Source organism: Yeosuana sp. (genome assembly GCF_057126245.1).
In genome coordinates this window covers 28,371-53,926 of the sequence record NZ_DBNGMQ010000088.1, presented here as the reverse complement: position 1 = coordinate 53,926, position 25,556 = coordinate 28,371, and the positions used below count along the sequence as shown (strand labels likewise).

The following is a 25,556-nucleotide window of genomic DNA, read 5'->3' as shown; positions in this document are numbered from 1 at the left end:
GCATATTTATTTAATTACTACATTTGTAACTTATTAAAAATTTAAAAACGCAGTTTATGTATAACACCGTTAAATTATTACATTCCTATTGGGCATACTTGGTGCTTATAGTTTTAGTAATAGCAGTAATAAATGCCATTTTAAAAAGTGTTTCTGGAAAAGAATATCAAGCTAGAGATTTTAGAATTTCTTTATTTACGTTAATTGTATCACATATCCAGTTACTAATCGGGGTATTGCTTTATTTTGTATCCCCTAGGTTAGATTTATTTAGTGAATTAGGAATGGGTGGTGTAATGAAAGATGCAGTACACAGATTATATTTAGTTGAGCATCCGTTTATTAATATATTAGCGGTGGTTTTAATTACAATTGGTTACTCAAAACATAAAAAGAAACTTACATCTAAGGCTAAACTAAAATTAATAGCTATTTTTTATACCATAGCATTAGTCTTGTTTTTGTCAAGAATCCCGTGGGCCGTTTGGCCTAACTAAATACAAAAAGGCGACTTGTAAAAGTCGCCTTTTTTATTAAACTCATTTGCTTATTTCTTTAATAAGATATACGTATACTGGAAAGTGGTCGCTATAACCATCTGTAAAACCTCCATAACCCCAACTTCTAAACGGATATCCTTTGTACGTTCCGGTTTTAGTTATGAGGTATTGCTTATTAAAGACACCTGCCTTATAAAATTGAAAGGATGTATAATCTTTTTCCAGTAGGGGTTTAGTAAGTAAAATTTGATCAAAAAGGCTCCAGTTGTCTCGATACGCTGTCGTGCCAATACCTTTTTTAAAGATACTTTCATAAGGATTATAAATACCTTTTAAACCAACGCGCTTTATGTTTTTTTGTGTTTTTAAAATTGTTTTTACACTTGTATTCGTTGGGTTATCGTTTAAATCACCCATAATAAAAACTTTGGCATAAGGGTCTATGGTTTGAAGCGAATCTACCAAGCGCTTGGTTAATTTTCCGGCTGCAATGCGTTTAGGCTCACTTCGTGCCTCTCCGCCACTTCTAGAGGGCCAATGATTTACTATGATATGAACATACTCACCATCTAAATTACCGCTAACCAATAACTGATCTCTTGTATAAACACGCTTTTGTGCAGTATCGTCGTAAAGTCTTAATTCATGATTGCTTGAAGAAATGGGTATAAATAATTCCTTCTGATACAATAAAGCGACATCAATACCTCTGGCATCTGGAGACGAATAATGGATGATACCATAGTCTTTTTTTAATAGCAAAGAATCATTGACTAAATCATCAAGAACAGCTCTGTTTTCTACTTCAGAAACACCAATGATTGCAGGCGAATTATTGGTAACATCAAACCCAATGTCTGAAATAACACGCGCCATATTCCTCACTTTTTTTTTATAAATATTTTGCCTATTCGTTTTTAGCTCCATCATGGGGCTAGCCTCATCAAACTTGGTAGGGTCGTTTATGGTATCGAACAGATTTTCAAGATTATAAAATGCAACTGTATGAATTTTATATACTTTTTTATCTTGTCCGTTAAGTAACAAACAAAAGAAAAAGGATAACAGAATAAGTGTAAGATGTCTCATTAATAACTAACTATGGTTACTGTTTTCGATACAAAACTTAAGCCAAAAGTAAATATTTAATATAAATGAATTAAATTTAAGTTTTTGATGGTAATACGAAATTAAGAAATGAATAAAGGCTTACTCCTATTTTTAGCTGCAATTTTATCAATTTCCACAACGTTTGCACAAGAAACACTCATTAAAGGTAGTGTAAGAGATGGTGTGTCTTTTCAATTAATTTCTGGAGTGATTGTTACTATAGAAGAAACAAATCAAACCACTGAAACAGATGCTTTAGGTGAATTTATGTTTATTGAAAATCTGCCTTTAGGCGAACAAGTTTTAAAAATATCAAAAACAGGTTTTATAACAAAACGCTATCCTATTGTTGTGAATAAAAATCAGACTGTAAATATTACCGACATGACTTTAGAACGCGATAATTCTAAAAGTCAAGATTTGTTTACTATTACGCTTTCTGATGATGAATTAGATAACGATTTTTTAGGGTCCGATAATATTTCGGGTCTTTTATCATCATCGCTCGATGTGTTTCAAAGAACTGCGGCGTTTGAGTTTAGCTCGTCTTTTTACCGATTACGAGGTTTAGATTCCGATAACGGAACCATTTTAATCAATGGGATTGAAATGAATAAACTCTATAATGGCAGACCGCAATGGAGTAATTGGGGCGGATTGAATGATGTGATGCGGACTCAAGAATTATCAGCTGGGTTAACGCCTTCAAACTATAGTTTTGGTGGTATTGTAGGTACCACTAATATAAATACACGAGCTTCTGAAATGGCTGAAGGTGGCCGATTAACCTATTCTTCATCCAATAGAAGTTATACAAATAGGCTTATGGTGTCTTATGCCTCTGGATTATTAAAAAACAATTGGGCTTTTACACTATCCTTTGGAAGACGTTGGGGAAACGAAGGCTATCAAGATGCCACCTTATACGAATCTAATTCATTTTTTATTTCCGCAGAAAAAAAAATAAACGAAAAGCACAGTTTAAATTTCACAGGTATTTATGCGCCTAATAGGCGAGGGAAATCATCACCAAATACGCAAGAAGTCTATGATTTAAAAGGTATAAAGTATAATGAATATTGGGGGTTTCAAGAGGGTGAAAAACGGAACTCGCGTATAAAAGAAGTTGAAGAGCCTATTTTTATGCTTAATCATTTTTGGGATATTAACAGTAAAACAAAATTAAACACCAATTTAGGACTTCAGTTTGGTACTTTAGGAAATAGTCGTTTAGCTTTTGGCGGGACAACGCAAGTAACAACAATCGATAACCAAGTTACCTTTGAAGGAGGTGGACGAAACCCTAGTCCAACCTATTACCAAAAATTACCAAGTTATTTTGAACGTAATTTCCCAGACGATCTAGAGTTTGCTTATGGTGCGCAACAAGACTTTTTAGATAAGGGACAAATTAATTGGAATAATTTATATGAAGCTAATTTAATTAACGCATCGCAAGGTAAAAATGCCACTTATATGGTGTACGAAGATATGGTTGACGACACGCAATTTACCGCTAATACAATTTTAATCAGCGAAATAAATGATAATATATTATTTAATGCGGCTCTAAACTATAAAAATTTAAAATCTGAAAACTTCGGGCAAGTTCAGGATTTATTGGGCGGAACAGGGTTTTTAAATGTCGATAATTTTGATGGTATTCAATTCGATTTAAGAAATCCTAATACCATATTACAGGAAGGCGATAGGTATAGTTACAATTATAATGTGTTTGCTAATGTTATGTCTGTTTTTGCTCAGTCAATTTTTAAATATAAAAAGTTAGATTTTTACGCCTCTGCAAGTTTAACAACCACGCAATACCAAAGAGAAGGCTTGTTTCAAAATGAAAACTTTGAAAACAACTCGTTTGGAAAAGGTGAAAAACTAGCCTTTACAGGTTTAGGTTTTAAAGGTGGATTAACCTATAAATTATCAGGGGCCCATTTATTTGATATAAATGCGGGTTACATTACCAAAGCACCATCTATAAGAAATAGTTATACCAATTCAAGGTCGAACCATAATGTTGTGCCGAATATAACTGAAGAAAAAATCATGTCTTTTGATGCGAGCTATATTTTTAGAACCTCTATTATTAACGCAAAACTTACCGGGTATTACACCAGCATCCAGGATGCGAATGAAATTTCGTTTTTCTTCGCCGATGGTATTGGAAATGTCATTGCCGGTTCTGGGACACAACAATCGGGGAATGATGATACCGAGTTTATCCAAGAAATACTTACAGGAATTAATAAAGAGCATTTGGGGTTAGAATTAGGTGTTGAAGCGCAAGTAACATCAACGATAAAACTAAAAGGGGTGTCTTCCGTTGGGCAATTCACCTATGCTAACAACCCTGATTTGTATTTGTCTTCTGATAGGTTTGAGAATGTTTATTTAGGCACTTCAAAATTAAAGAATTATAAACTAGCAGCAGGCCCGCATCAAGCTTATTCTGTTGGTTTTGAATATCGAGACCCTGATTTTTGGTGGTTTGGCGCCACGGCTAATTTTTTTAAAAACACTTATGTTGATATTAGTCCGTTAACCAGAACAGATAATTTTTTTAAAGATATTGATGGTTTTCCCTTTAGTGATTATGATGAAACTTTGGCCAAAGAACTCCTGAAACAAGAACGGTTTGATAATTATATGTCGATAAACCTTATAGGCGGAAAATCATGGAAAGTTAATCAATACTATATTGGTTTTTTTGTGAGTATTAATAACCTATTAGATGCCGTTTATAAAACGGGTGGTTTTGAACAAGGAAGAAATGCGAATTACAGGCAATTAAGAGACGATAAAGCGTTAGATAAACCTGTTTTTGGATATAAATATTGGTATGGAAGAGGAGCAACCTACTTCTTAAATCTGTATGTTAGATTTTAATAATTGATGTTTTACTGAAACTGACATTTCCGCGAAGGATGGAAACTAAAATATAATAATGATGAATAAAATTAATAAAATAGTATTTGGTTTAGTTACTATATTGTTTATTACTGCATCCTGTGTGAACGATGATGATTATGGTATTCCAAGTCCTGGTGATTCTGAAAATATTGTTATTCCTGCTAATAAAATTACGACGTTTAGGGCCATTCACCAAAGGTTTGAGCAAGCAATAAACAACGGTGATTTAATAGCGACCATTGATGCAGATGAAGACATATATCTTGAAGGTTATGTGGTGTCAACCGATGCCGCTGGTAACTTTTTTGAAGAACTTATTATTCAGAATAAAACAGACGATAGCAGCCCAGATAACGACCCGAGATTGGGGTTTAAGGTTGATATTAATGTTAGTAGTTTGTCTGATACTTACGAATTTGGTAGAAAAGTTTTCCTGAAGCTAAGTGGCTTAACCATAGGCGAATCTAACGGGGTATTAACCATTGCAAAAGGCGAAGGGCAACGGTTGGAGCAAATACAAGAATTTGAATATCGAGATATTGTTATTAGAACTGAAGAAGTGGCTACTATTACTCCAAAAACTACTACGTTGATTAATTTAACAGACGCAGATAAGAATACACTTATTACCCTAGAACATATGCAATTAAATAGGTTTGACTTAGGGGCATCGTTTGCCAGCGAATCTATCGACGAGTTTGACGGATTGCGTACTTTAGAGAGCTGCGATTCTGGTGTCTCAATTATTATGCAAACCAGTACGTTTGCAGATTTTAAAGCGCTTATTGTACCTCAAGGTCAAGGGCGTATAACAGGTGTTTTAAGTAGAGATTTTGGAGACGATTTTAATGTGTTAATTCCTAATAGTGCTGTTGATGTATATTTTGATAGTGCAGAGCGTTGTGATCCTATGGAATTAGATTGTGGGCTAGCGGAGACTGCGGGGACAGAAAATTTATTTTATGAAGATTTCGAGTCACAATCTAATAACAGATTAATAGAGATAAGTGGTTGGACCAATTATATTGAAACTGGCAGCGAAGGTTGGGAAGGCTATTCCTCAACATCATCTAATGCCTCATTGGGGCGCTCTGCCAGAGTACAGCCTGCAAGTTCAGGAGATTTAAGTAATATTACCTGGCTTATTACACCAGGTATTGAATTGGATGCATATAACGATGTGACGCTTCGATTTAAAACCTCTAATAGTTTGGCCGATAGTAGTTTTATGGAAGTCTTGTATTCTTTAGATTGGGATGGAACGGAAGCCAATATTACCTTGGCAACTTGGGGTGTGCTTTCTGCTGCATATGTAGTGAAAGATAGTGATTCGTTTGTGCAATGGTTTAATTCTGGTACGGTAGATTTATCATGTGCTTCCGGAACCATGCACATCGCCTTTAAATATACAGGCGGCGGTTTAGATACGTTTGATGGTATTTTTGAATTAGACGAAATTAGTGTTGATTATACGCCATAATGGTTTACCCAAAAAGAGGAGCAAAAATTCCTGTTATTCGGAAATAATTAGTGGATAATAAGTGCTTTTATTCACATATAACTAGTTGTAACACATCATGATAAAAATCCTGATATTATTAATAATTGTTCTGAATTCAAATTTAACTGAAGCACAGTTTATAAAAGAAAAATCGATAAATGCTCAAATTGGATATGGAATTAAGTGCACCGAATAATAGTGTTGATGAAATCGTGGAAGTGGATTTTTTGCACAAGGAGAATTAGTACTGAAAGTGGCTTCTTGGGTCGAATTACGACCTTATGCAGGTTTCATTTTCACAAACTCAAATAGAAAAGACATAAATGATAATCCTACTGATGAAAAAGCGGAATCAAAAGCCTTTTTGCGTGGTGGAAAAGCAAGAGTTCGTGCGCCAATTCCTTAGGTAGCACCATACATCGAAATTGGAATAGGAACTTCAATTGGAAAATTTGAAACATTAACAGCATTTGACAATATTGACAAAAGTGGAATTATTTATCATATGCCTTTTTCACTTGGACTGGAATTGGGTAAAAATAATAATGTTGATTTAGCTTTTACTTATTACTTTCAGCCATCTGTTGAACAGTATGTTGGAGCATTTGCAGTTGGACTAAAGTTTCCTTTGAAAAATAAATAACGTGTTACAACACCGTGTAAAAATAATTGCTTGGTTCTCTCCTAATCGAAAAATTGCACTGATATTCCTCCGGTTCGTTTTCTTTTTAGTAACTTAGTACAAGTCAACGCAACTAACATATAAAACACGTTTTTGGTAATCAAAAGGATACCAAAATGATTCGTAGTTCTTTAAATTTTTAAAGATATGATAATGAAAAGCGGAGACGAAAAAAACCATGCACAAATCCGTAATCGAGTATTTAAGCATATGCTTAAAACTAGAGGTTGGAAATACCGTGCTTTTTTGCGCTATCTGCGATTTTTCAAATACGCTGCCTTTGCACCTACGAGAGGCGAATTTCTTGAATCTTATTATGTGTTAATGCGCTTTCTTGATGATATCGTAGATGGCGATGCGCCTTTACCTAAGGGGTATTTCAATGAGAGTGATTATATTTTTGAGAAAATTAAGTTCTCGAAAAGCATGATTAATCCTAAAGATGAGGTAGATTATTTGATTCTTTATTGTTTTGAACTAGCTGATAAGTTTGGTGAAGATTTCCAAGCTGAAACTGAAGATATACTTAATTCTTTGCTTTTTGATGCAAAACGAAGGGGCAAAATGATCATTTTTCCTAAAAAGGAATTAATGCATCATTTTCATTTATTGGATATCAGAGGAACCATAAGAGCTACTTTGAAGGTCTTTAAAGATGATCCTGATAAGTATGAACTATTAGAGCCTCTTGGAATAGCATGTCGGTACCAATATGATATAGAGGATATTGAAGCTGATTTGGCTGCGGGCTATGTGAATATTTCTGAGGAAGATTGTACGAAATTTGATATTTTAAAGGAAGACCTTATTAATCCTTCGTCTTTAAAAATAAGAAAATGGATTCGTCAACGAGCTATCGATGGTTTGCAACTCCTTAAAGAACATCACAGCAAATTACATGTAGGTGATTTTTCTTTATTAGAAAGATGGACTTTTTTACTAGTCTATGAATTTCCGGCAAAGAAAGTTTTTTTAAAAATTATTTCTGAAACCAAAAATTGTTAAACACAAATGGGGAGATCACATTTTCATCTGAATAAATGGTTTCTTGATTTTATTGGAAACAATGGTGAAACTATAATCTTTTATAGCGCAAAATTATCTTGGAAGGGGTTTACTGCTCATTATGCAAGTTGGATAGACTACAATCCCAAAAGTGGTGTTAAAGTAAAATCACATTTTCTAAATGTGAAAGCCCCTGAAATAAAAGACAAATTAATCACTTGGCATGACAATAAATTTAAGATATCTGGAACGTGGGAATCTATGGCTAAACCCCTTCATGCCAGAATATTTGAATCTGACGATGGTTATCTTGACTGGAACTGTTTTCAACCTGCGTCCTCTGTGCGACTAAAAATAAAGGACAAGATTATTAATGGAAATGGCTACGTTGAGCAATTAATCCTCACTACACCTCCATGGCACATCCCTATGAACGATCTTCGTTGGGGAAGATTTCATTCACATCATGATACTGTGGTTTGGATTGAATTGCGAAAGGTGGAAAAACAGCAATGGTTATGGCTTAATGGTGAAAAACTAATGAATTGTAGCATCGAAGACAGTCACATTTCATCAACTGAAAAAAGTTTCTTACTAAAGCTTGATCGTAATGTTGTGTTAGAATCTGGAAAAAAAATATTTCAAGTGGTGCAAAAGCTTTTGCGTTACCTACCGGGATTCAATAAGTTGATGCCTTCGAAATTTTTAATGGCAGACAACCATAAATGGATAAGCAAAGGTGAATTTAAAAAGAACGGGAGTCCCGTTACGCAAGGAATGGCTATCCATGAATGGGTAAATTTTAATGTGCAAGATCAATGATTTTAAATTCAGAACATATTGCTAAATCTTTTGGAAAGAATAACGTGTTGAAAGACATCTCTTTTCAACTGGAGGCGGGTTCTATTACGGGAATTGTTGGCGAAAATGGTTCGGGCAAGTCTGTCTTAATGGAAATTATTGTTGGCGTGCGAAAGGCTGACAAAGGAACAGTTATCAGGAATGGCAGGATAGGCTATTGCCCTCAAAAAGTTTTACTCTTCCCTCATCTAACTGTACAAGAGCATTTCATGTACTTCTCTGTTGCTTATGGGATTGGTAGTGAACAATCGAAGAAGCGATCTGAAGAATTACTGCATCACTTAAACTATAAAAAATACGAACAAGAAAAAATTATAAATTTGAGTGGTGGTACCCAACAAAAACTCAACCTCTCCATCGCGCTTCTTCATGAGCCTGACTTATTAATACTTGATGAACCCTACAACGGATTTGACTGGGATACCTACCAGCGATTTTGGGAGTATACCAATCATCTTAGAAAACAGGGTTGTGCGATTCTTATTGTAACGCATTTATTGAGTGAAAAGGAAAGACTTGATCGCATTTATGAACTTGAAAATGGAATTTTAGTATGACTGCAAATAAGATCATCATAGGATTATCAATGATTTTGAGGATGCTCATCCGTCAAAAGATTGTGTTGATTTTGCTTTTAATAATTCCCGCATTTTTCTTAACTATTGTCGAGTTTACCACCTCTGAAAGAATGCTCCCTTTTCAATTGGCATCACTGGACGATGAAGTCTTCATTAATATTAGTGAAAAAGGTGTTTCCTTCATTTTTTTTGCGGTTGCCTCGACTGGGTTTCTGGTTTCATTTCTTGCTCTAAATCTTATTCAAAAAAATAATACGGTAAACCGCAGGCTCATTATTTGTGGCTATCACCCTTTGGAATTATTATTATCGATTTTACTGGCACTTATTTTGGTGATTGCGTTAATTGCAATCTATGTAGGAACACTTACCACCGTCTTTTTTAGCGTTGAACATATAGACAGATTCATCTTTGGTTTAGGGCTTATAGGTTTCGTTTACGGAAGTTATGGAATGTTAGTTGGCAGCCTCATTAAAATGGAATTAGAAGGAATTTTAATGATAGTACTGCTTGTAAATATTGATGTCGGTTGGTTACAGAACCCTTTATTTTATGCCGAAGCGCAAAATCAAACAATTATAAAATTTTTACCCGCTTATTTTCCATCCCAAACGGCTATTATTTCGGCGGTAACAGATTATTCAGCTACAACAGCTACTTTAAATGGCTTATTATACGGATTAGTTTTTCTGATTATTTCAATGTTAATTTTTTTCTATAAAATGAGAACGAAATGAAAAAAACAATGATACAAATTAACAAAACCCTTTATGCAATGGTCTTTCTAATTATTATACCAGGTATGCTATTACTTTGGGCAAAATATACAGAAGACTTAATTAATTTACCTATAATCGAATCAACATTAGTTGGTTACATATTCATAATCTTTGGTTTTTTACTAATGGCATGGGCTATGTACTCTTTAAAAAAACACGGCAAAGGATTACCCATGAATGCCTATCCTCCGTTAAAATTCGTAACTAAAGGGCCATACCATCTTTTTAGACATCCCATATATTGTGGATTTGGTATTTTAATGGTAGGATATTTTATTTTAACCAAGTCGGCCAGTGGTCTTTGGTTGATAACACCCATCACGATCCTCGGTATGATTGCGTTGGTGACGGGTTATGAAGCCATTGATCTTAAAAAAAGATTTCCAACTATGTCCATGACTACCATTTTAGATCTTCCGGCAAAAATGAATGAAACTGCTGGTATCAGAGCACGACTCGTATCGTTGTGTTGGGTAGCTGCATCGTTATTATTAAGTAATTTTATCATTGCCAAATTGGTGGGACAAACGGCTGCTATATTAGGAAAACCCTTGGTCTTACCTTTCTTTACCGAAAATCAATATTTACCATTATTGAGTGTGGTATTTATAATGGCCATACCTTTTGTCATTAATAGAAAACACCTATTGCGCTTCTGGGCAATTACAAGCCTTATTGCTATTGGTATTTCTACTTTCACAGCACTCTTATATCCGGGTTTAGGCGCACAATATCTTCCATTTCAGCATGGAACTGTCTATTTTATTCCCATCTTTTTAATATTACTCTCTGTCAAATCTATTTTTAAGCAATCGAAACCACTGGGTGTTTTATTTGGGATGGTAGCTTTAGTATTGATGAGTATACAATTAACTTTAAGTCGTTCGTCAGTGCTTCATCTAAGCAGTGCTATCATCATATTCCTGTTGGCAGATAATTACTTTTATATCTGGGTCTTTTTAAGGAAAGGCGCCGAAAAAATTGCCAATTCATGGCAAGAATGGGTATTTGGCAAAGTAAGAGTGATCAATCACGGCTTCTATGTTGGTATTGGTACTTTTCTGGGTATTTTACTTGCTGGTATATTAGTTGGCGACACTTATTCATGGGCCATTCTGATTTTTGCTTTTGTTGTTATTGTATTTTCAGCACTTTGGGCACAAATTATTGAAGGGTCTGAGAAATTGAAAAGACCATATGGCTACTATGGTGCTTTGGTAGGCATTATTTTTGCTAGCTTTGTTGTTTGGGCGATGGGTTATAATGTATGGATCATTATAGGGGTTATCTCGGTAGTTATGCCTTGGGTACAAGGTATTGGTCGTTTTCGCTGTTTGGTAAACGGTTGTTGTCATGGCGATAAAGTTGCCAACCCAGATATTGGTATTAAATATTTTCATTATCGTTCACGCGTTTGTGGCATTTCACATTTAGAAGGTGAACTGCTTCATCCAACGCCGCTTTATGCTATGCTATGGCTCTTTTTGGTTGGTTTTATTTTATTATCACTTTGGTACCATAATTTTTCATCACCCTTTATTTTTGGGCTTTATTTAATTTTAACGGGCCTTGGTCGCTTTGTTGAAGAGGCCTATAGAGGTGAGGTGCAAACGCCTATCATAAAAGGATTAAGGCTATATCAATGGACAGCAATCATATCAGTTTTTATAGGTATTATCATGACCGTCATTCATGTTGAAATTGTAGATATAGAAGCTCATGTTGGTTGGGAAACCATGTTATCTGCAATTATTGGTGGTCTATTTACAGCTTTTGCAATGGGTGTTGATTTTCCTTATTCAAACGCACGTTTTTCTAGGCTGGTCTGAAACAATAAAAGGCTTAGATACCTTTAATTATTTTATAAAAAGACACACTAAAGGCGTATATAAAACATGCGTCAAAATTGGCTGCCTTTGAGTTATCACCTACATTTAAAAAATAATTACGACTGAAAAATTCATGTCCAGAAAGACACACTTTTCCATACAATACCGTTGTGCGTCATTGATGCTGATCCAATAAAACCTTGTCAATTCTTAAGCCAAAATCGTATTTGGGAAATAATTTTATAAATTAATGTAATATATATATTGCATTAAGTAATATTTATATTACTTTTGATCCATGAAAAACATAAAACTCAAAATAGCAAGGGTGGAAAAAGGATTGTCACAACAAGACCTTGCTGATTTGGTTGGTGCGACACGACAGACCATTGGATTAATTGAAAAAGGGAAATATAATCCCTCACTTAATTTATGTATCAAGATTGCAAAAACATTGAATAGAACTTTAAACGATTTATTTTGGTATGAAAACAAAAAATAGAAAACCATTCTTAAATATGGATGAAAGAAATAAGAAAATTGCTCTAAAAGTGATAGCTGTTATGTATTTCCTGACAATTATAACAATGCAGGGAATCGTTCTTTATCGCCAATTTGCTCTTGGACAAGAATTGAGTGAATTTGAAGATATTGCTATCATTATGACAATAAATTCAATTTTCCTGGTTAGTGCACTTTTATATTTCGGAGCAATTCAAATTAGAAGGCTGAATATGAAGTCTATCTTGTTGATTTATATTAGCTTCATTGTACTTGGTAGTCTTTTTACCTATGCTAAATATAATATCTTTCAAAGTCCGGGCTTATCATTTGAGCAACTATTTGACAAACTTAAAATTATCGCTGCTATAATCGGATTATTAATGGTCTTTTGGGTATTTCTTTCATTTGTGGCTAAAAAACGAATTGATAAAAAACTGGAATAAAACCCTTTAAAACAAAAAGGAAATGAAAAAGCAAATCGAGAATTATAGAAGATATATTTTTTTAGGAATAATTATTATTTCACTTGGAATTACTTTTAATACAACTTTAAAAGACACACTTGGCTCATTAGGCACTGTCTTTATAGCTGTTGGTGGACTGTTTTTCATTATCGGTATGAGTAAAAAACGTACAGATGATGAGCAGAATAACAACTAACGAATGCACGACACGGCATAAAATTAATTGCTGGTGCAAACCTATTTACGAAAATTGCTGCACCAGTTCGCTCTTCTCGTGTCTATTCGATTTTTATTTGCTAAATGAGGTATTTAACCATGCAACTAATTATAAACAAAACCGTTGTTCTTAAAAAAAACAGAAATGACTCTCGAAAATTTAAGGTATAATAATGAATATTAAGATCAACAATATGTGTTAGGACTCTCCTTTGAGATACCTACCCTACAAAAACCGCTAGCCTTGATTTTAATAACCAATGATAAAATTCTTTAGAAAAATACCCCTTGTTAAGAATAAAAGTTAACTTTTCTGGAGAATCTCGGCAGATACTAAATGCAATATTATTTTATTTTCGCCAATTGAGAATGAAAATCATTTTTTTGACGAAATTCCAAATTAAAATTTTTGAAACAATTGTAATTAACAAAGATTTTAAATGACAGGAACTTCAATAATTAAGTAAATATCTTGCCCATTCGCGTCTTCCCCTTGATAAAATCTAAAAATATAAGGTTCAGACTGTAGGGCTTGTATTGGTATTGAAAATGTAGTTTCAGTAATGATTTCGGAGCAAGAAACTCCATCATCTACATGGGCAATAGGGTAAATAAGTCTTGAAGTTCCTTCATAGAAGTAATCAAACTGACCATAATGATAATAGCAACTATTTGGTAATTCTATGGTTACATTAATTCGATAGGTCTGTCCATAAATAAATTCATCTGGAAGGTCCGCACTTATAACATTTACATATTCGTAGTGGTAGTCGTGGTAGTTGTCATCGTCGTCATTGCTACATCCAACCATTAAAAAGGCAACCAGAAAAAGAGTAATAATATTCTTCATAATAATTAAAGTTTAAACTTAATTTAACCTTTGGTGAACTATTGGATTTAGTATTAAATTAATATATTTTTTTAAAAAAATGAAGAAAAATCAACGATTTAACATTTAGTCTTAGTTTTGTTTGACAATTTTTTTTAGAGTTTTAAAAATTTGCATTTTTTATTGAATGAGGTACTATATCACACAAACGTTAACTTTAATACCACTTTTAAACACCTTTGCCTTATTAGAAATATTAATTTATGACGTCTCCAAAGCACCATGATACTACCTAAATGTTATGATATTGACGTACAATGAATGTTTATGAGAGTTAGTAATCAATGCTTACGATTTTATTGATTAATCAAGTTTTAAAATTTAATTAATTTTAAGTTAACTGAATTATTTTGATAATCGTTAACATAGACTTTCTATTATTTTTTATATTTAGTTTCAAAATCAATTAATTATGAAAAAAATAATTAACCTTACTAATCAGCTTACCTTAATTGTAATGCTTATCACATTGACCTTTACAATTCAAAGTTGTGAACAAAGAGAAAAGGAAACAACAAAAGAAGTTGAAAAAGGAGTAGTTGAATCTAAAAAACCCGAATATTTTTTACTTCGACCAGAAGTTGAAAAAGCCTACGGATATTCACACGCTGTGAAAATAGGTAACGATATTAAAATTTCTGGGGCTGTAAGTATGGATGATGAAGGAAATCCAACTGCAATAGGTGATTTAGGACAACAAATGAAAAATTGTTACGCAGATTTGGAAAAAATTATGAAACATTATGGTTGCACATTTGATGATGTCGTTGTTGAAAATATTTTTACCACCAACATGCCATTATTTCTTGAAAACGCGGCTTACAGAAATGAAATTTACACTAAACAATTTCCGACAGGTTCTTGGCTTGGAGTAAAAGAATTGGCGATTCCAGAATTTATGATTGAAATTGAATTAGAAGTACATTGTTCTGAATAGAAGTGCCAATGCATAACATTTTATAAAATCTGTTGGCATGCAGCTAAATTGCTATTATACACCTTATTAAGAAAATTCTCTTCAATGAACCTATCAGACACTTTATTCTATAATATCTTCACTTATTACAAACCAAAACTAAAGCAAAAAGCTAATCGTGTTGCAGTAGCATATATTACGCTTTTACAAGTGTCGTTGTTATTACTTTTAGGCGTTTTCTTTGCTGGTTTTTCTAGGCAAATGAATATGGTTACCATGTCTTCATCAAAAGCATGGACTTTATTTACGTTAATAGCCGTATTTATTTATTTTAAAAATTGGATGCAATACACAGGTAAAAAGCGCATGATGATTAATACAAAAATGCTTAAGAGGAAATCTAAAAACAGCTATAATATTTACTTATTATGGCTATTACCAATGGCTGTTTTAGCTTTTACTTATGTAATTTCTAAAGCGAGTTAGTTGGATAGTATTAACTTTCTATCACTGTAAGTTTTGTTTTTCAAAATGGGGCAGGCTTTAAATAATTAATGGAGATGTTATCAGGTGCACCTCATTCGAAATAAGGTAATAATCACTTTTCAAAAATGGCATACACTGGAAAATGGTCACTGTAACCACCTTTATATTTTTTACCAACATAAGTTCTAAAAGGTGTGCCTTTAAATTTTCCGTTTAATAGTTTTAAAAAATCTTCGTCAAAGATATTAGCAGCACTAAACTCAAATAATTGACTTGACGTCTTAAAAAAGTTAGTTGAAAATATAATTTGGTCAAACAGATTCCATTGTCGGTTATAGTTTGTGGTTCCTCGACTAAAAGAGCGCAAGGTTTCCATAGGATTATAGAGATTAGATTCCGTTACTAAATGTTTAATACTTTTACTAGAAGGATTATCGTTAAAATCACCTAAAACAATAATTTTAGCATGAGGATCTTCTAATTGTAAATTTGCAATAATTTCAATCACTTTATTGGAGGAAGCCATTCGTTTGGGCTCGGTTTCTTTTTCGCCTTCTCGTCGAGATGACCAGTGATTAACAATAAGATGAATTTCTTCACTTTCAAGTAACCCTGTTACTAATAAAATATCTCGTGTATAATCAGGTAATCCATCTTCGTCTACCAAATGAATTGAAAACGTTTCAGAATAGGTCGCTTTAAATCGAGTTGTATCATACATTAACGCAACATCTATTCCCCGCTCATCTAAGGAGTTATAATGAACAAAGTTATAGTGGCATTTATTTAAATGTTTGGTTGCTATAAGATTTTTTAAAACCGTACCATTTTCTACTTCAGCCAAACCTATAATAGCAGGATGTCTGTTGGTTTCTTTCAGTCCAATATTGGATATAGCAAACCCCAATTTTCTAAGTTTGTTTTCATAGCGTTTGTAAGTCCATTTTTTTGTAGAATTAGGTAAGAAATCATTATCATTTGTAAGTTGGGCATTACTAAAATCAAACAAATTTTCAAGATTATAAAATGCGATGGTATGTTTAACACGGTTTGGAAAAGTATCTTCAATAAAATCAGTCATAAATTCAAAATAAAGGATTAAAAATATAAAAATTAAAGTGGTTACAATTATGTAACTTTGTGCTATAATTTATTTTATGATTGAATCAAAAGATATAAGCTTAGAAAAGGCTGTTTTAATAGGGGTTGTGACGAAAGAACAGGACGAAACTAAGTCTAAGGAATATTTAGATGAGCTAGAGTTTTTAACCTATACTGCAGGTGGAGATGTGGTAAAACGTTTTACTCAAAAAATGGAAATGCCTAACCCAAAAACGTTTATTGGATCTGGTAAAATGGAAGATGTCCGTCAATTTATTGAAGATAATGACGTTGGAACCGCGATTTTTGATGATGAATTATCTGCGGCTCAGGAACGAAATATTAGTAAGATATTAAACTGTAAAGTATTAGATAGAACGAATTTAATTCTAGATATTTTTGCGCAGCGCGCTCAAACCAGTTATGCAAGAACGCAAGTAGAATTGGCGCAATGCGAATATTTATTACCAAGATTACGAGGTATGTGGACGCACCTTGAGCGACAAAAAGGGGGTATTGGTATGCGTGGACCTGGAGAGACAGAAATTGAAACAGATAGACGTATTGTGCGTGATAAAATATCTTTATTAAAGCAACGTATAAAAACCATTGATAAGCAAATGGCTGTTCAAAGAGGGAATAGGGGTGCTATGGTGCGTGTTGCGTTGGTTGGTTACACGAATGTTGGGAAGTCTACCCTTATGAATGTAATAAGTAAGAGTGAGGTATTTGCTGAAAATAAATTGTTTGCAACACTTGATACCACCGTAAGAAAAGTGGTAATTAAGAACCTTCCTTTTTTATTATCTGATACGGTAGGTTTTATTAGAAAACTCCCAACGCAATTAGTAGATAGTTTTAAAAGTACTTTAGACGAGGTGAGAGAAGCCGATTTATTACTTCATATAGTCGATATTTCCCATCCTAATTTTGAAGAGCATATAGAATCTGTTAATAAGGTTTTAGGTGAAATTGATAGCTCCGATAAACCTACTATTATGGTGTTTAATAAAATTGATGCTTATAAAGCAGAACCGCTCGATGATGATGATTTAGAAACAGAGCGTACTACCATGCATTATACATTACAAGAATGGAAAAGTACTTGGATGAGTAAGCTCGGTAATAATGCCTTGTTTATATCTGCCATTAATAAAGAAAATATTGAAGATTTTAAAAAACGCGTTTATGAAGAAGTGAGACAAATTCATATCACACGGTTTCCTTATAATCATTTCCTATACCCGGATTATGATGAGAATCAGGCATAAAGAAAATGCGCTTCATGTTGAAGCGCATTTTCTTTATATTATCTAATAATTGTTAAAACTTATAATTCAAACCAATCGTGTAATAGGTTTGTAAATCGTTATCAACACTATCAAAAGTTTCAGAAGTATTTCCTAAGGTATTTATTGAATAGTTTAAAGCTTCTTGTTTGTTACTTCTTAAACCAAAATCAAAACCAACGCCAATCATTTTCCATAAGGTATATCCAAAAGAGTTAGTCCATGTCCAGTTTGAATAGTTTGAGCTCTTATAGCTTTGAAACATAGATAAGTTAGTTTTAAAATTAATAGCGCCAATTTCTCTAGTATAATCGGCCATTATTTTAGCACCTAAAGAAGATTCAAAGACCGTATCACCAGAACTAAATACAAAGTTGTAGTTTAAAGGATGAACCACAACAATTAAATTGTTAATGGGTGTCCATGTTGCTCCTATACCAAAATCTAAATAGCCTGGATCGTTAAAATTATCTAAGAGTGTTGTTCTATATTCCATTAACCCAGAGGCAGCTAACGATTTGGTAATATTTCTACCATATAAAGACGATACATTAAAAACATCGGTAGTTGGATTGAAGCTGTCGTTATCAGTATCAATATCTTTGTTATCTAATTTAACCCAATTTAAATTGGTGTTTAAAGAGTTTCTCCAAAAGAACTTTTCCTGAATTAAATTAGCATGACCATTAAAAGTAAATCCAAAGTTTCCTGAAGAATTGTTTGGTGCACCTTGAGAGTACCAATTATTAAAGTTTGATAAGCTTCCGCCTATGGTACCAAAAGCACCAACTCTCCAACCAGGAATGGCATCAATTTGACTTTGTATAGCTTTAACTCTAGCTTGAATCGCAGTAATAGAGTCATTTTTTGTAGCTTTTTCAGCCTCCAATTCTTCTTTAGTTTGGGAAAAGCCGAATGAAATTGATAGCAAAAAGACTAAGGTAATAAGTAATTTATTTCTCATTTTTAAAAAATTTAATAAAATGCGTGCAAATATAAGTTATTTTCTTTTTAATAATTATTCAATCTGATTGATAAGTATTGATATTTAGGTCTATGCTTACTTATTGGTCACTTTAAAAATGAAGAAAATTATTTGTTTTTAAAAAGAGGCACCGAAGAACAGGCTTCGCCATACATAATAGATTTAGCTATATGTTGAAGTTTGTTGGCTAACATAATATAGGCATTTTGAGGCACCGGTTTTTTAGAACAACCTTTAATGATAATAGGTTTGTCTTTAAAATCTGAAACATCTAAGCTATTTAATACATCTTGGTAAATAGAGGTTTCAAGTAGCTCTAGATCTCCAATAATTATTTTTTTTGCAAAAGGCTCTAAGTTAATACTGACTAAAATAAAAGCCCAGGCAGGAATAATGGCATCACTACTACATGTTAAAGCCACATAAGTATTTTTTAACTGAGACCAATCGTGTTTCATCACGTGATCTCTAAAATCTTTTTCACGCAAAACAAAACCTTCAAACAGCCAGTCTTTAATATCAAACAGAACGCGTTTTCCTTCAGGATAATAATCTTCAAGGTTTACTGTAATTAATTTGCTATTCGCTACGCGATTAATAATTTCGTCTGACATATGTTATAAAAAATCTTTTCTAATAGGAGAGAAGCTATCAACAAGTGTTACGTTTTCTGATAGTGTTTGGATACAATGGTTAAGGTTAGATTCTACTTTAAAAACATCACCTTTATTTAATACATATTCTCTGTCTTCAATAAATAATTTTAAAGAACCAGAAGCGACATAGCTTATTTGCTCGTGTTGATGTTTATGAGGAGAATCTGGTTGTTCCATAGGGCCATTTGAAAACTCAATGACGGTTACCATTACGTTTTCTAAGTAAACAACTTTTCTTTTTAATGAGTCCTTTAATATCTCAAAGCCAGAATCATGATTTGTAACTTCCATAATGACGTTCAGAATTAAAGCATTCCAAGCTCCAATTTAGCTTCTTCACTCATTAAATCGTGGGTCCAAGGTGGGTCGAAGGTAATTTCAACTTCAGCATTTTTAACAGCGTCAAGTGATTTGATTTTCTCTTCTACTTCTAATGGTAAGGTTTCTGCAACAGGACAATTAGGCGTTGTTAAAGTCATTAATATTTTTACATCATAATCTTCGTTGACAAAAACATCATATATTAAACCTAATTCATAAATGTCTACAGGAATTTCAGGGTCATATATAGTTTTTAAAACACCTACTATTTTTTCACCTAATTCTATAGTATCTATTTTTGTTTTGCTCATGTTAATTTAATTGTGTTTGGTATGCTATGGCATACATTTTTAACTGTTTAATCATACTTACTAGACCGTTGGCCCTGGTTGGTGACAAATGCTCTTTTAAACCAATTTGCTCAATAAAGTCCATATCAGCCCCTATAATATCTTTAGGATGCTGATTTGAAAATACCCTAATTAAAATGGCTATAATGCCTTTTGTAATAATAGCATCACTATCTGCAGTAAAGAATATTTTATCATCTATCAACTCTGCATGTACCCATACTTTACTTTGGCAACCTTTTATAATATTACTATCCGTTTTATATTGGTCGTCAATTAAAGGTAAATCTTTCCCTAAATCGATCATATATTGATAGCGTTCCTCCCAGTCATCAAACATAGAGAACTCATCAATTATTTCGTTTTGTATGTCTTCAATAGTCATTATCATCATTTTAAACAAAAATACAATAAGAAAAGTTCCTATTCAATATTTTCTGAAACAGATAAGATTTTATTAATAAGAGCTTCTAACTCTCTTGGTGGGTTTCCATGATCAAAACTAACGGTCTCATAGGTGGAACCCTTGTGTGTTATTTTTAGGTTTGCGATAGCCGCACCATCATACAATCGTTTTTGAGTGGGAGGTTTTAAATTAGGGATGTTTTCAATATCAACAGTTTTAAGGATACTAATAAGGTCTTCCCAAATTTTTTCACTGCAAGTTTTAGTGATTGGTTTTATATTACGTTTATTAATTACTGTTATTTCTTTGTTGTTCATGGTTATGTGTTTATAATAACCTCTTGAAAGTGCTGAATATTCTATTGATAGGGTATCTTGATTAATTTTAGAATCAGAACAACCTTTATCAAAAATAATTAGCGATAGTAGAAATATAAAAATTCTCATAGGGTTGTTTTAAAGGTAATAATACAAAAAAGACGCCAAATTTGGCGTCTTTTATATATGTATTTTAAATATCTAATTATGGTACCATGCTCTCTCTAGATCCGCCTGAAGAAAAAATAGCACGCATTCTATTACGTTGTCCATCTGTAAACATGTACATACAACTATCATATGTATAATCCATATAATTCATAGTCATATCTGTTGTGCTACAATTAATTGTTGGGTATGAAGGGCATCCATAGTTAGCGCCATCAGAAGTAGGAGTATCAGTCACAAAGTCATCTCGTCTGCATCTTCCATCACCCCAAATGTGTCTTAAATTTAAATAATGACCAACCTCATGAGTTGCTGTTCTTCCTAAGTTATAATTGGTTGCAGAACCACCTGGTAAACTAGAATAGAGCAATACTATACCGTCTGTAGCTAAATTGCCACCAGGGAATTGGGCATACCCTAAAATACCACCACCAATATTACAAACCCATATATTTAAATGGGTCTCAGGCGTAATAGGAGGATAGGCTGATTTTACAGAATTATTAGTTCCCCAAGATGATTTAGGATCATTATGTCTGAATGTTCCAGCCAGTGTAAATTCAACTCCTGTAATTGTAGCATCATTTATAAAGCTTGTTGCGTCAGAAGGCAATAAATTTGTATTGGTGCTATTAAAATCATCATTTAACACATTCATTTGTGCCGTTACTTGACCGTTGGTTACATCGTTAGCATTAGGTAAAATTATGTGAACATAAACCGGGATGTTGACAGTGCCTAAGCCATCATCTATTGGTAAAACATCTACATCGGTTTCGCCGCCACTACTGCCACCGCCGCCACCAATTCCGCTTGGTTTGCCTTTTGCAGCAATAAATTTTCTGGTATGATATTCCACATCAAACATTTTTTTCTCAAGACCAGGATTTTCACTGAGCTGTCTGTTAAGAACATCCATGGTGTAGCAAGTTTTGTATGATTCTTTGGAATTAATAGATTTAGAATTTAAATCGTTATTAAAATCTGTGTAAACATAAAAATCACTCATGTCTATTTCTGGTTCTTGAGCGATTTCTCGGGATTCATCGGTGTTACACGCCGTAAAAAGGATGACAATTAAAGCCAAGCAAAAAACTAATTTTTTCATAATAATTATCAAATTTTGATTAGTGTTGTTGAATCTAGAAAAAATTTTCAAAACAATTGATAAAAATGAATATAATTTGTTAAATATTCGATAAAGTGTTAATTTTTGTAAAATAAATAACAAGTTATCTTAAACAAATATGATTAAAAGTTACTTAAAGGGATTTAAGATAGCATCATTTTAGCCTTTTTAATAGCAGTTGCTAAAACATCAATTTCTTTTTTTGTATTATAAAAAGCGAAGGATGCTCTAACGGTTCCGGGAACTTTGAAGTAGTCCATGATGGGTTGCGCACAATGATGACCTGTCCTTACAGCGATTCCCATTTTATCAAGAATAGTCCCAACATCATACGGATGAATGCCCTCAAGATTGAAAGAAATAACAGATGCTTTATGTTTAGACGTTCCGTAAATTTTTAGGCCATCTATTTCAATAAGTTTATTAGTAGCGTACACTAACAACTCATGTTCATAGGCTGCGATAGTTTCAAGTCCTATGGCATTCATATAATCTATAGCAGCTCCAAAAGCAATACCTCCACAAATATTTGGTGTACCGGCTTCAAATTTATGAGGTAAATCGGCATAGGTTGTTTTTTCAAAAGTGACCTCTGCAATCATTTCGCCACCACCTTGGTAAGGAGGTAGTTTGTTAAGCCATGCTTCTTTTCCGTAAAGCATACCGACACCTGTAGGACCACACATTTTATGAGCAGAAGCAACGTAAAAGTCGGCACCTAAGTCTTGTACATTGGGTTTTATATGTGGGCAAGCCTGTGCGCCATCAATTAAAACGGCTGCACCAACCTGATGTGCTTTATTAATAATATATTCTATGGGATTAATGGTACCTAAGGCGTTAGATACATGATTTACAAACACTAGTTTTGTGTTTTTAGATAGTAACGCATCATATTCGGTCATTACCAATTCGCCATCTTGGTTCATTGGAATCACTTTTAAAATGGCGCCAGTACGTTCACATAACATTTGCCATGGCACGATATTGCTATGGTGTTCTAAAGCGGATACAATAACCTCGTCGCCTTTTTTTAAGATGGATAAAAATCCGTTCGCTACTATGTTAATGCTATGTGTCGTGCCCGAGGTGAATATAATCTCATGAGAGAATTGGGCATTAAAATGCGTTTGAATTTTTAATCGTGCTTGCTCGTATTTATCTGTTGCCTCTTGACTTAATCTATGCACACCCCTATGAATATTGGCATTGTAATTTGAATAATAATCTACAATCACATCAATAACCTGTTGTGGGGTTTGTGAGGTTGCTGCATTGTCAAAATACACCAAAGGTTTACCATTAACTTTTCTAGAAAGTATGGGGAAGTCTTTTCGTATGTCTTCTACATTGAACATAGCGTTGTGTTTAGCCCCGATTGAGGCATTTGTTGGAGCTTCTCAAAGAGAGCGACTGCCAAAAGCGGGATGAGCTTCAAATAATTTTATAAATCAAATCCGATATTAACACCCAGTTTATTGGCAATAATTTTGTTGATACGTTGTTTGATTTCTGGAATTTTAACAGAACTTAATACATTGTTGCTAAACGCATACATAAGTAAGGCTTTCGCTTCCTTTTCTGGAATACCACGCGATCGTAAATAAAACATGGCACTTTCATCCAACTGGCCAATAGTACAACCGTGAGAACATTTTACGTCGTCTGCAAAAATCTCAAGCTGGGGTTTGGTATTGATGGTTGCTTTATCGCTAATGAGAATATTTTTATTGGATTGGAAGGCATTGGTTTTCTGGGCAATTTTGTCAACAATAATTTTTCCGTTGAAAACACCAGTAGAATTTTCTCCAAAAACTCCTTTGTAATCTTGATGACTTTCACAGTTAGGCTCAATATGGTGAACCAAAGTATTATGGTCTACATGCTGTTTGTCTACTATTATAGTAACACCTTTTAAAATGGAATTGATGCGTTCACCTTGTTGTGAGAAATTAAGGTTGTTACGGGTTAATTTTCCGCCAAAGGAAAAGGTATGAACAGAACAGATGCTTTCTTGTCTTTGTTTGATATAGGTATTGTCTATTAACGAGGCATCTAAATTGTCATTTTGTATTTTGTAATAATCTACAATAGCGCGTTTGTTTACAAAAATTTCTGAAACGCTATTGGTTAACACGGGATTGTTGGTTAAACTTTGATGGCGCTCAATAATTTGAACATGAGAATTCTCATCAACCACTATTAAATTACGTGGTTGTAACATGATGGCCGATTCATTTCCTGTTGAAAAATGGATGATTTGGATGGGCTTCGCCACCATTTTGTTTTTTGGAATATGAATATAGGCGCCTTCGCTTGAAAAGGCTGTATTTAAGGATGTTAAACTTTCTCTTTTAGCAATCTTATTGAAATAATTTTCAATTAAAATACGGTATTTTGGTTTTGATAATGCCGACGACATCAAGCAAATATCCATGCCGTCGTGTGTGGTTTGAGATAAATGTGAAGAATATTTTCCATCAATAAACACAATTTTATAAGAGTCTATATCATGAATAAAATATTTTTTAACATCGTTATATTCAATAGCATTTTCTTGTTTTGGGAAGACGCTAAAGTCATTTTTCACCAAACTATTTAAAGACGTATATTTCCAGGCTTCTTCTTTTTTTGTAGGAAAACCTAGTTCCTCAAAATTTTTAATAGCCTCTGTTCTTAAAGAATGTAGATAGGAATCTTCGTCTAGATGATTTTCAAATGCCCAAAAGGATGATATGAGTTTTTCTTTTAAATCCATTTTTTTCAGTTTTCAGTTTTCAGAAACAGTAGGCAGATATTTGCTGCAAACGGAGACTGTAGACTGCTTACTATTTTATGCGTTCACTTCTTCTTTTATCCAGTCGTAACCCTTTTCTTCTAACTCATGAGCTAGCTCTTTGGTTCCAGACTTCACAATTTTACCATTATGCAGTACATGCACAAAATCGGGTACTATATATTCTAATAAACGTTGGTAATGCGTAATAACCAAGACCGCATTATCTTTGTTTTTAAGCTTATTAACACCATTGGCTACAATACGAAGTGCATCAATATCAAGTCCAGAATCGGTTTCATCAAGTATGGCAAATTTTGGTTCTAACATGGCCATTTGAAAAATTTCATTACGTTTTTTCTCACCGCCCGAAAAGCCTTCGTTTAAGGAACGAGATAAAAACTTTCTATCAATTTCTAATAACTCCGCTTTTTCACGAATAAGCTTAAGCATGTCTTTTGCCGGCATGTCTTCAAGACCTTTAGCTTTACGCGTTTCATTAATAGCTGTTTTCATAAAATTAGTTACCGAAACTCCTGGTATTTCAACCGGATATTGAAAGGATAAAAAGATCCCTTTGTGAGCGCGATCTTCAGCAGCTAATTCATCGATATCTTCACCTTCAAAGAGAATATTTCCTTTAGTAACTTCATATTCTTCTTTACCTGCAATGACAGATGCCAATGTGCTTTTACCAGAACCATTCGGTCCCATAATGGCATGAACTTCACCTGGGTTTATTTCCAGATTAATACCTTTTAAAATCGATTTATCTTCAACACTCGCGTGTAGATTATTAATTTTTAACATTGT

29 protein-coding genes are annotated in these 25,556 nt (G+C 33.5%); 16 read left to right on the top strand and 13 right to left on the bottom strand.

All coding sequences use genetic code 11. The annotated features are described in order from the left end of the window. Positions 1–56: 56 nt before the first annotated feature. The gene (locus AC15TD_RS12140; RefSeq protein WP_484452420.1) at positions 57–497 is read left to right on the top strand and encodes a hypothetical protein; all 441 of its coding nucleotides are present in this window, start codon (positions 57–59) and stop codon (positions 495–497) included. 42 nt (positions 498–539) lie between these two features. Here AC15TD_RS12140 and AC15TD_RS12135 read toward each other — a convergent pair whose 3' ends face one another. Next, positions 540–1,589 carry an endonuclease/exonuclease/phosphatase family protein gene (locus AC15TD_RS12135; RefSeq protein WP_484452419.1) on the bottom strand — a complete coding sequence of 350 codons (1,050 nt, stop codon included), beginning with the start codon at positions 1,587–1,589 and terminating at the stop codon, positions 540–542. Between the two features lie 108 nt (positions 1,590–1,697). Between AC15TD_RS12135 and AC15TD_RS12130 the strand changes: the two genes are divergently transcribed. From AC15TD_RS12130 to AC15TD_RS12075, 12 genes are all read left to right on the top strand, one after another. Then, positions 1,698–4,511, top strand: a complete 2,814-nt coding sequence (locus AC15TD_RS12130; protein WP_484452418.1) for a carboxypeptidase regulatory-like domain-containing protein — start codon at positions 1,698–1,700, stop codon at positions 4,509–4,511. A gap of 58 nt (positions 4,512–4,569) precedes the next feature. Next, entirely contained in the window at positions 4,570–6,015 is a 1,446-nt protein-coding gene (locus AC15TD_RS12125) for a DUF5689 domain-containing protein (protein WP_484452417.1), read from the top strand. A gap of 274 nt (positions 6,016–6,289) precedes the next feature. Continuing rightward, complete coding sequence (locus tag AC15TD_RS12120) at positions 6,290–6,442, top strand: hypothetical protein (protein ID WP_484452416.1); 153 nt, start codon at positions 6,290–6,292, stop codon at positions 6,440–6,442. A gap of 99 nt (positions 6,443–6,541) precedes the next feature. Then, positions 6,542–6,679: a hypothetical protein gene (locus AC15TD_RS12115; protein WP_484452415.1), complete on the top strand. Its 138-nt coding sequence runs from the start codon at positions 6,542–6,544 to the stop codon at positions 6,677–6,679. A 192-nt stretch (positions 6,680–6,871) separates the two neighbouring features. Further along, the gene (locus tag AC15TD_RS12110) at positions 6,872–7,723 is read left to right on the top strand and encodes a hypothetical protein (protein ID WP_484452414.1); all 852 of its coding nucleotides are present in this window, start codon (positions 6,872–6,874) and stop codon (positions 7,721–7,723) included. Between the two features lie 6 nt (positions 7,724–7,729). Next, positions 7,730–8,545: a hypothetical protein gene (locus tag AC15TD_RS12105; RefSeq protein ID WP_484452413.1), complete on the top strand. Its 816-nt coding sequence runs from the start codon at positions 7,730–7,732 to the stop codon at positions 8,543–8,545. Continuing rightward, positions 8,542–9,141 carry an ABC transporter ATP-binding protein gene (locus tag AC15TD_RS12100; protein WP_484452412.1) on the top strand — a complete coding sequence of 200 codons (600 nt, stop codon included), beginning with the start codon at positions 8,542–8,544 and terminating at the stop codon, positions 9,139–9,141. The genes AC15TD_RS12105 and AC15TD_RS12100 overlap by 4 nt, the downstream gene beginning before the upstream one ends. Positions 9,142–9,212: 71 nt before the next feature. Further along, positions 9,213–9,899: a hypothetical protein gene (locus AC15TD_RS12095; RefSeq protein ID WP_484452411.1), complete on the top strand. Its 687-nt coding sequence runs from the start codon at positions 9,213–9,215 to the stop codon at positions 9,897–9,899. Beyond that, positions 9,896–11,770, top strand: a complete 1,875-nt coding sequence (locus tag AC15TD_RS12090; RefSeq protein WP_484452410.1) for a prolipoprotein diacylglyceryl transferase family protein — start codon at positions 9,896–9,898, stop codon at positions 11,768–11,770. The genes AC15TD_RS12095 and AC15TD_RS12090 overlap by 4 nt, the downstream gene beginning before the upstream one ends. 298 nt (positions 11,771–12,068) lie before the next feature. Then, entirely contained in the window at positions 12,069–12,272 is a 204-nt protein-coding gene (locus AC15TD_RS12085; protein WP_484452409.1) for a helix-turn-helix transcriptional regulator, read from the top strand. Continuing rightward, complete coding sequence (locus AC15TD_RS12080; protein ID WP_484452408.1) at positions 12,256–12,717, top strand: hypothetical protein; 462 nt, start codon at positions 12,256–12,258, stop codon at positions 12,715–12,717. The genes AC15TD_RS12085 and AC15TD_RS12080 overlap by 17 nt, the downstream gene beginning before the upstream one ends. 22 nt (positions 12,718–12,739) lie before the next feature. Next, positions 12,740–12,934, top strand: a complete 195-nt coding sequence (locus tag AC15TD_RS12075; protein WP_484452407.1) for a hypothetical protein — start codon at positions 12,740–12,742, stop codon at positions 12,932–12,934. 456 nt (positions 12,935–13,390) lie between these two features. On the opposite strand, the gene AC15TD_RS12070 is transcribed toward AC15TD_RS12075, so the two are convergent. Then, positions 13,391–13,804 carry a hypothetical protein gene (locus tag AC15TD_RS12070; protein WP_484452406.1) on the bottom strand — a complete coding sequence of 138 codons (414 nt, stop codon included), beginning with the start codon at positions 13,802–13,804 and terminating at the stop codon, positions 13,391–13,393. Positions 13,805–14,255: 451 nt separating this feature from the next. Here AC15TD_RS12070 and AC15TD_RS12065 point away from each other — a divergent pair, with 451 nt between their 5' ends. Continuing rightward, complete coding sequence (locus AC15TD_RS12065; protein WP_484452405.1) at positions 14,256–14,780, top strand: RidA family protein; 525 nt, start codon at positions 14,256–14,258, stop codon at positions 14,778–14,780. An 84-nt stretch (positions 14,781–14,864) separates the two neighbouring features. After that, positions 14,865–15,245, top strand: a complete 381-nt coding sequence (locus tag AC15TD_RS12060) for a hypothetical protein (protein WP_484452404.1) — start codon at positions 14,865–14,867, stop codon at positions 15,243–15,245. 112 nt (positions 15,246–15,357) lie between these two features. On the opposite strand, the gene AC15TD_RS12055 is transcribed toward AC15TD_RS12060, so the two are convergent. Beyond that, positions 15,358–16,326 (bottom strand): endonuclease/exonuclease/phosphatase family protein, encoded by a 969-nt coding sequence (locus AC15TD_RS12055; RefSeq protein WP_484452403.1) that lies wholly within the window; start codon positions 16,324–16,326, stop codon positions 15,358–15,360. A 76-nt stretch (positions 16,327–16,402) separates the two neighbouring features. Here AC15TD_RS12055 and hflX point away from each other — a divergent pair, with 76 nt between their 5' ends. Next, positions 16,403–17,617, top strand: coding sequence for a GTPase HflX (gene hflX, locus AC15TD_RS12050; RefSeq protein ID WP_484452402.1), 1,215 nt, complete (start codon positions 16,403–16,405; stop codon positions 17,615–17,617). A 52-nt stretch (positions 17,618–17,669) separates the two neighbouring features. On the opposite strand, the gene AC15TD_RS12045 is transcribed toward hflX, so the two are convergent. The 10 genes from AC15TD_RS12045 to sufC form a co-directional block, all read right to left on the bottom strand. After that, the gene (locus AC15TD_RS12045; RefSeq protein WP_484452401.1) at positions 17,670–18,599 is read right to left on the bottom strand and encodes a DUF3078 domain-containing protein; all 930 of its coding nucleotides are present in this window, start codon (positions 18,597–18,599) and stop codon (positions 17,670–17,672) included. Between the two features lie 128 nt (positions 18,600–18,727). Continuing rightward, positions 18,728–19,234: a DUF2480 family protein gene (locus tag AC15TD_RS12040; RefSeq protein WP_484452400.1), complete on the bottom strand. Its 507-nt coding sequence runs from the start codon at positions 19,232–19,234 to the stop codon at positions 18,728–18,730. Positions 19,235–19,237: 3 nt separating this feature from the next. Beyond that, positions 19,238–19,567, bottom strand: a complete 330-nt coding sequence (locus AC15TD_RS12035; protein WP_484452399.1) for a cupin domain-containing protein — start codon at positions 19,565–19,567, stop codon at positions 19,238–19,240. Between the two features lie 14 nt (positions 19,568–19,581). After that, positions 19,582–19,908, bottom strand: coding sequence for a DUF59 domain-containing protein (locus AC15TD_RS12030; protein ID WP_484452398.1), 327 nt, complete (start codon positions 19,906–19,908; stop codon positions 19,582–19,584). A 1-nt stretch (position 19,909) separates the two neighbouring features. Then, positions 19,910–20,332 (bottom strand): SufE family protein, encoded by a 423-nt coding sequence (locus tag AC15TD_RS12025; protein ID WP_484452397.1) that lies wholly within the window; start codon positions 20,330–20,332, stop codon positions 19,910–19,912. 38 nt (positions 20,333–20,370) lie between these two features. Next, the gene (locus AC15TD_RS12020) at positions 20,371–20,799 is read right to left on the bottom strand and encodes a hypothetical protein (RefSeq protein WP_484452396.1); all 429 of its coding nucleotides are present in this window, start codon (positions 20,797–20,799) and stop codon (positions 20,371–20,373) included. A 76-nt stretch (positions 20,800–20,875) separates the two neighbouring features. Then, complete coding sequence (locus tag AC15TD_RS12015) at positions 20,876–21,946, bottom strand: zinc metalloprotease (RefSeq protein WP_484452395.1); 1,071 nt, start codon at positions 21,944–21,946, stop codon at positions 20,876–20,878. Positions 21,947–22,110: 164 nt separating this feature from the next. Beyond that, on the bottom strand, positions 22,111–23,325 hold the full coding sequence (locus tag AC15TD_RS12010) for an aminotransferase class V-fold PLP-dependent enzyme (RefSeq protein WP_484452394.1): 1,215 nt from the start codon (positions 23,323–23,325) through the stop codon (positions 22,111–22,113). Between the two features lie 86 nt (positions 23,326–23,411). Beyond that, positions 23,412–24,725: a Fe-S cluster assembly protein SufD gene (sufD, locus tag AC15TD_RS12005; RefSeq protein WP_484452393.1), complete on the bottom strand. Its 1,314-nt coding sequence runs from the start codon at positions 24,723–24,725 to the stop codon at positions 23,412–23,414. A gap of 75 nt (positions 24,726–24,800) precedes the next feature. Then, positions 24,801–25,553 carry a Fe-S cluster assembly ATPase SufC gene (gene sufC, locus AC15TD_RS12000; protein WP_484452392.1) on the bottom strand — a complete coding sequence of 251 codons (753 nt, stop codon included), beginning with the start codon at positions 25,551–25,553 and terminating at the stop codon, positions 24,801–24,803. Positions 25,554–25,556: the final 3 nt, after the last annotated feature.